Source organism: Methylobacterium sp. WL120 (genome assembly GCF_008039465.1).
Classification (GTDB): Bacteria; Pseudomonadota; Alphaproteobacteria; order Rhizobiales; family Beijerinckiaceae; genus Methylobacterium; species Methylobacterium cerastii.
The window spans coordinates 1-7,067 of sequence record NZ_VRUT01000198.1; the positions used below are offsets into that span (position 1 = coordinate 1).

Annotated in this window: 5 protein-coding genes and 1 pseudogene; 3 read left to right on the forward strand and 3 right to left on the reverse strand. The window is 73.5% G+C overall.

Annotation, left to right across the window (positions count from 1 at the left end):
• Positions 1-1,998: pseudogene (locus FV229_RS27655) on the forward strand (chromosome segregation protein SMC); the annotation flags it as partial.
• On the opposite strand, the gene FV229_RS23845 reads toward FV229_RS27655, so the two are convergent.
• Positions 1,985-3,481 (reverse strand): carboxypeptidase M32, encoded by a 1,497-nt coding sequence (locus tag FV229_RS23845; RefSeq protein ID WP_147754331.1) that lies wholly within the window; start codon positions 3,479-3,481, stop codon positions 1,985-1,987. The pseudogene FV229_RS27655 and the gene FV229_RS23845 overlap by 14 nt on opposite strands.
• Positions 3,482-3,795: 314 nt before the next feature.
• Here FV229_RS23845 and FV229_RS23850 point away from each other — a divergent pair, with 314 nt between their 5' ends.
• Both FV229_RS23850 and FV229_RS23855 read left to right on the forward strand, forming a co-directional pair.
• Entirely contained in the window at positions 3,796-4,464 is a 669-nt protein-coding gene (locus FV229_RS23850) for a DJ-1/PfpI family protein (protein WP_147754334.1), read from the forward strand.
• 94 nt (positions 4,465-4,558) lie between these two features.
• Positions 4,559-4,747 carry a hypothetical protein gene (locus tag FV229_RS23855; protein ID WP_147754332.1) on the forward strand — a complete coding sequence of 63 codons (189 nt, stop codon included), beginning with the start codon at positions 4,559-4,561 and terminating at the stop codon, positions 4,745-4,747.
• Positions 4,748-4,758: 11 nt separating this feature from the next.
• On the opposite strand, the gene FV229_RS23860 is transcribed toward FV229_RS23855, so the two are convergent.
• Together FV229_RS23860 and FV229_RS23865 are read right to left on the reverse strand one after the other, a co-directional pair.
• On the reverse strand, positions 4,759-5,655 hold the full coding sequence (locus tag FV229_RS23860) for an MBL fold metallo-hydrolase (RefSeq protein ID WP_147754333.1): 897 nt from the start codon (positions 5,653-5,655) through the stop codon (positions 4,759-4,761).
• 205 nt (positions 5,656-5,860) lie between these two features.
• Positions 5,861-7,063: a murein L,D-transpeptidase family protein gene (locus tag FV229_RS23865; protein WP_246688316.1), complete on the reverse strand. Its 1,203-nt coding sequence runs from the start codon at positions 7,061-7,063 to the stop codon at positions 5,861-5,863.
• Positions 7,064-7,067: the final 4 nt, after the last annotated feature.

The window sequence follows — 7,067 nt, forward strand, 5'->3', positions numbered from 1 at the left end:
GAGCGCGAGCGCGCGCTGGCCGTGGAACGCCGCGACGCCGCGAGGCGCCAGGTCGCGGCACGCCAAGCACGCCTGCGCGAACGCGAGGCCGGACGGCCGATCGCGACCCGCGCCGACCTGTCGGCGCTCCGGGCCGAGCGCGACGCGGCCTTCGCGCCCCTCCGCGAAGCGCTGAGCGACGGCGTTCGGCGCCCGCCGGGCGAGGTCGCAGCCTACGAGCGCCTGGCCCAGGCCGCCGACCGTCTCGCCGACGAGCTCGCCGCCGACGCCGCCCGCGTCGCCGAGCACGCCGCCGACGGCCAGCGCCTCGACGCCGAGATGGCCGAGTCCGCGGCTGCGGACGAGATCCTGGCCGAGATCGAAGCCGAGGCCGCCGAGGGCTTGGCCGCCTGGGCCGACCTCTGGCGCCCGGCCGGCATCGCCGCCGCGACGCCAGCGGAGATGACGACCTGGCTCGGCGAGGCCGAGACCCTGATCGAGGCCAAGGGCGCCCTCGACGAGCGGCGCATCGACCGGGCGCTGCGCACAGAGCGCATCGAGGCGGCGCGGGCGCCGCTGCTGGACTTGGCCGCCCGCGCCGGGCTGGCGGACCTCGTCGGCCTCGACGTGGGGCTGATCCTCGCCCGCATCGAGGAGCGCGTCGCAGGCATCGCGTCCCGCTGGGAGGCGACCCGCGAGGCGAACGCCCGGATCGGCGCCGCCGCGGTCGGGATCGCGCGGTTCACCGCGAGCCTGTCCGACGCCAAGACGAAGCAGGCCGCCTGGCGCAGCGCCTGGGCCGAGGCGGTCCGCGCGATCGGGCTCGACGGCGAGGCCGGGACCGAGATGGCGACCCGCGCGCTCGCCGCCTGGCAGGCGGTGCCGAACATGCTCGCCGAGCGCGAGAACCGCCGCGCGCGGGTCGCCGGCATCGGCCGCGACATGGAGGCCTACCGGGCCGCGGTGACGCCGCTGATCGCGGAGCTGGCGCCCGACCTCGCCCACATCCAGCCGAGCGCCGCCATCCGCAGCCTGCAGAAGCGGCTGCAGGAGGCGCAGGCGAGCGAGACCCGCCGGCGTGAGCTCGCCAAGCGCCTCGACGAGGCCGAACGGGAGGCCGGGGCGGCGATGCGCGCGCGCGACGACGCGCGCGCATCGCTCGCGCGGCTTCTCGCCGACACGGTGCCGGACCTCTCGGCCGAGGCGCAGGACGCGGTCGAGGCCCTGCACGGGCGCCTCGTCGCCCGGCGCGCGTTGCGGGCCGAGGCGCAGGCGCGCCGCGCCGAGCTGGCCCGCGCCGCCGACGGCGTGCCCGAGGAGACGCTGCGCGCCGACCTCGCCGCCATCGATCCGGACGCGATCGAGGCGGGGCTGCGACGTCTGGCGATGGAGGACGAGGACCTCGACCAGCGCGGCAAGACGGCCTTCGCCGAGCGCGACCGGAACGAGCGTCGGCGGGAGGCCCTGGAAGGCGGCACCGGCGCCGAGCTGGCGCTGGCGCAGAAGAAGGCCGCCGAGGCCGAGCTACAGGGCAGCGCCCGGCAATGGGCGGTGCTCAAGCTCGCGAGCCTGATGCTCGGCACCGCGATCGCCCGCCAGCGGACGGGCCAGCAGGACCCGCTGCTGGCCCGCGCCGGCGGAATCATGGCGGCGCTCACCGGGGGCGCGTTCTCCGGCCTCGCGCAGGATTACGACGAGGCCGACAAGGCGCTGATCGTGGCGCGCCGCGCGGGCGGCGAGACGATCCACGTCCAGGGTCTCAGCGAGGGCACCCGCGACCAGCTCTACCTCGCCCTGCGCTTGGCCTACCTTGAGGATTACGCGGGCAAGGCAGAGCCGGCGCCGTTCATCGGCGACGACCTGTTCTCGACCTTCGACGACGCGCGCACCGGGCACGGCCTCGAAGCGCTGGCAGCGATCGGCGACACGGTGCAGCCGATCCTGTTCACCCACCACCGGCACGTGGCCGACCTGGCGCAGGCACGCCTCGGCTCGGCCGTGGACATCATTCCGCTGTAGGGCGACCGTAGCGAGTCTCGAGGTGGGCGAGGTAGGCCTCCGTCCCGAGCGAAGAGCCGGTCGCCCGCTCGAGCAGCGTGTCGGTGGGGAGCCGGCTGCCGTGTTCGTGGACGTGCGTGCGCAGCCAGCCCCGCAGCGGCGCGAAGTCGCCCGTGGCGAGGCCCGGCAGGATTCCCGGCTCGGCGCGCTTGGCCGCGGCGAAGAGCTGGGCGGCGGCCATCGCCCCGAGGGTGTAGGTCGGGAAGTAGCCCCAGGCGCCGCTCGGCCAGTGGATGTCCTGCAGGCAGCCGAGGCGGTCGTTCGGAACGGTGAGGCCGAGCAGGCGGCGCATGCCGTCGTTGAACGCGCCCGGCAGGTCGGCCAGTGCGAGGTCGCCGGCGATCAGCGCGGATTCGAGGTCGTAGCGCAGCAGGATGTGGGCCGGATAGGTCGCCTCGTCGGCATCCACCCGGATGAAGCCGGGCTCGACCCGCGTGTGCAGGCGGTGGAGGTTCTCGGCCGTGCAGGCGGCGCCGTCGCGGCCGAACTCCGCCCGCACCAGGGGCGCCAGGAACGCGAAGAACGCGCGGCTGCGGCAGGCCTGCATCTCGACGATCAGCGATTGGCTCTCGTGCAGGCTCATGCCGCGCGCCTTGCCGACGGGCTGGTTGCGCCATGCGGCCGGGCGGCCCTGCTCGTAGAGCGCATGGCCGGTCTCGTGCAGCACGCCCATCAACGCCCGCCCGAAGTTGGCCTCGTCGTAACGGGTGGTGATCCGCACGTCGTCCGTGGCGCCGCCGCAGAACGGATGCAGGCTGATGTCGAGGCGCCCGCGGGTGAAGTCGAACCCGAGCGCCCGCATCAGCGCCAGCCCGATCCGCTTCTGCGCGTCCACCGGGAACGGGCCGTCCAGCGGCAGCGGCGCGGGCTCGCCCGCCTGCCGCTCCTGGGCCGCCGCCACCAGCCCGGGCAGCCGGGCGCGCAGCTCTGCGAAGAGCGGGTCGATGGTCGCGCGGCGCATGCCGGGATCGTACTCGTCGAGCAGCGCGTCGTAGGTCCCGAGCCCGAGCGCCGCCCCCTTGATCGCCCCGATCTCGCGCTGGAGCCGCAGCACCTCGGAGAGATGCGGCAGCAGCAGGCCGAAATCCGACTGCGCGCGGGCCTCGCGCCAGACCATCTCGGCCTTCGAGGTCGCGCGCGAACTCGCCTCGACGAGGTCGCCCGGCACCGAGGCGGCGTGGGCGTGGACGCGGCGCATCTCGGCGAGGTTTTCCGCCTGCCACGGATCGAGCCCCTGCTCGCCGGCGGCGGAGAGCGCGTCGGCGGTCTCGGGTGCGGTCAGGATCTCGTGGGCGAGGCCGCGCAAGGTCGCGAGCTGGTCGGCGCGGCCGTCGGCGGCACCGTCCGGCATCAACGTCTGGGAATCCCAGCCGAGGATGCCGGCGGCGTCGCCGATCGCGTCGAGGCGGGCGAAGCGGCGTTCGAGACCGGAATAGGCGTTCACGATGCGCGAGCCTCTGCGTTGGCGCGCCGGCCTCGCGAGCGGCCGGCTGGGATGGCGGCCTCCGTCATAGGCGCCGGGCGCCAGCGGGAACACCCCGCCTAAAGATCGGAGATCGGCGCGAGCCCGCGCCTTTCGCAGGGAGCGCCCCATATCGTCGCGACGCGCCGAGGGCGCCGTGGGACCGGAGCAGAGTGGTGGATCGCCGTGCCTTCGTCGCCGCAGCCCTGGCCTCCACCGCCCTCGTCGGAGGCCCCGTCGCCCACGCCGCGACCGAACCCAGGTCCGTCGCGAAGGACGGGCCGGTGCGGATCGCCATGCTGCTCTATCCGGGCATGACCGCGCTCGACGTGGTCGGCCCGCAGGAGATCCTTTCAGGCCTCGCGCCCGGCAGCCTGGATCTCGTGGCGCGGGCCGCCGGTCCAGTCGCGAGCGACACAGGGCTCGCCCTCGTCGCCACCGCGGACTTCGAGACCTGCCCCCGCGACCTCGACGTGCTGTTCGTGCCCGGCGGCGACGGCACGCCCGACCAGATGCGCGACGCGGCGGCCCTCGCCTTCCTGCGCGACCGCGCCGGGCGCGCCGCCTGGGTCACCAGCGTCTGCACCGGCTCGCTGATCCTGGGCGCGGCGGGCTTGCTCGCGGGATACCGCGCGACCTCGCACTGGTGCGTGCGCGACGCCGTCCTGCCCCTGCTCGGCGCCGTGCCGGTTGACGAACGGGTCGTGTTCGATCGGAACCGCGTCACCGCGGCCGGCATCTCGGCCGGGCTCGACTTCGCCCTCGCGCTGGCGGCGAGGCTGCGCGGCGCGGACTACGCCCGCACCAGCCAGCTCGTGGCGGAATACGCGCCGCGCCCGCCCTTCGACGCCGGCAGCCCGGCCGCGGCCGGGCCGGCGATCACCCAAGCGGCGGACGCGATCCTTGCGCCCCTCGTCGCGGGCGCGCTGGCGGCGGCCCGCGACCGGTCGCGCACGCCTCCGTGAACGGGCGGCCCGGAACGGGGGCCGCGGGGGCGCATTCTCGCCAACGAAGCGGTCGAGCACCCGACCACCTGGAACCGCTCCGCGAGAAGTCCCCATGATGCTCGGAATGCTCGTCTCGGCCGCGATCGCGGCGCTCGGCCTGCTGGTGGCGATGGGCCTGATTGGGCACCCGGTCGACGGGCAGCTGCTCACGAATTACGGCTGGAGCGGCGTGATCATCGGCGTCGCGCTGTTCGGCTTCTTCGCCTACCTTCAGCGTCGGCGGCCGCGCGCGAGCGCGTGAACCGGATGCCGTCAGGCGATGCGGATCAGCGGCTCGCGACGGATCGCGGGCGTCGCGCCGACCTCGACGCGCTGGCGCTCGCGGGCGATGTAGGCCGTCGGCATCACAGCCTGCATGTCCGCCTCGACCGAAAGCAGGGTCGTGTCCGAATGGCACGGATGCAGGTGGATGATCGCCAGCGCCTTCACGCCGGCGGCCTGGGCGAGCTCCACGCCCTTCTGCCAGGTCGAGTGACCCCAGCCGCGGCAGGTCGGGTATTCGCCGTCGGTGAACATCCCGTCGTAGACCATCAGGTCGGCGCCCTCGACGAAGCGCATCAGCGCGGCGTCCGGCCACGGGTCGGTGTGCTCGATGTCGCTGATGATGCAGAGCCGCTTGCCACCATGCTCGAAGCGATAGCCGACCGAGCCCTGGGGATGGTTGAGCAGGATCGTGTCGACGGTCGCACCGTCGGCGAAGGTCAGCGTCTCGCCCGCGCGGAAGCCGTGATGCTTCAGCGTGCACGGGAGGATGTCGAGGGTCACCGGGAACAGCGGCGGCGAGAACAGGCGGCCGAGCGCGTCCTCGGCGGACTGCCCGTCAAGGTTGCCGCACCAGGTGTTGATCGTGCGCTCGGCGTCGAACACCGCGGGCTTGAAGAACGGCAGGCCGCCGGTGTGATCGAGATGCAGGTGGCTGAAGAGGAGGTCGACCTCCTTCGGCAGGTCCTGGCGGTTGTGCTGGCCGCAATTGTACAGGCCCGAGCCCGCGTCGACGACGAACAGTCGCTCGCCGCAGCGCACCTCGAGGCACGGGGTGTTGCCGCCGAACTCGACGTATTCCGGGCCGCAGACCGGCGTCGAACCACGCACGCCCCAGAAGCGCAGCGTGAGACCGCCGTCCGTTACAGGACTTCTCGACATCGTCATCACGGATCGTTTTCGTTCGGATGGTCCGGTCGCCTTCGATCTGGAACCGTTCTCCGCTCCGGCGTCAATGCGACCGAGGCGGTGGGCGGACGGTGGTTTCCTCATCGCCGCTCTCTGACAGAGTTTGAGATGGGTGGGCCCCGCAGGCTGCGATGTGCGAGCCCGCACATGGGATAAGTCCCATCCACGCCTCGCGTTTCGGATTTCACGGCCTGTCGGCGAGCGCGAGCGGTCCGGTCGCCCTGCGGCCGAGCCCCGCCGGATCGACCGCCCAGCCGGCCCGGACGAAGCGCGGGATCCGGTCCTCGAAGCGGGCGTCGAGGCCGCCGAAGGGATCGGGGCCGCGCTCGAAGGACGGGACGAAGCCGGCCATGCGGGTCGGCGACAGGGCCGAGCTTGGCGCGGCCCAGGCGGCCCAGGTCGCCTCCGGCACCGGCACCGGCACCGGCGGCGCGCGGCGCCTCGCCGGGATGACCACCGTCTCCAGCCCGGCATAGGCCAGCGCCTCGGGCCGGCTGACCTCGCCGAGCGAGGTGCCCTTGGCGGCGAGCGCCGCCCAGAAGGCGTGCTGGCCGCCGTCGGAATAGGTGGTGCGCATCGCCGCCGCCCCGTCCTCGACGAGGGCGGCGATCCGCGCCTCCTCCGCGGCGCGCCGGGTGGCGACGGCGGCTTCCCTGCCTGAGTCCTTCGAGGGCGCGAAGGCGTAGCGCCCGCCCACGACGGAAACCTGAAGTTCCTCCCCCGTGGCCTCGAACCGGTCGGCGCCCGCCTTCAGCTCGCGCCAGAACGCGATGTTCGGGTCGGTGCGGTAGCGCGCCATGTTCTCGGCGGTCATCCGGAACGGGTAGGACTGGAACTGGAACGCAGACTGCCCGCCCTTCAGCGCGTCGCGGGCGATCGCGTAGATCTCGCCTACGGTGTTGTCCATCATCGCGAAGCAGCCCATCGACGAGCATACGCCGTGGACCATCACCGCCGAGCCGGTGCCGCCATGCGCCCGGTCGTAGGCGTTCGGGTAGCCGACGTCGAAGGACAGGTAGTAGTGCGAGTTCGGGTTCATCTGCCGCTGCGGCACGCTGTAGAACCCCTCCGGCGTCTGCCGGTCGCCACTCTTGCGCTTCGGCCCGAGCTGGCCCGACCAACGGCAGATCGGGAACGTCTTGACGTAGACGAAGCGCCCGCCGGCCCCCTTCTTCCACACCTCGATCTCGGATTCCCTCTTGTAGGCCCGGAACAGCACCGGCGCTTGCGGGCTCGTGCCCTTGGCCGCCATCAGCGCGAGGGTGGCGCCCGGGATCGGCGCCTCGGCCTTGGCGTTCTGCGCCGACGCCTGACCCGCGACCAACAGGGCGAGCACGACGGAAAACCCCGACGCGACGAGACCTCTCAGGGGGTGGGCGGGACGCATCGCG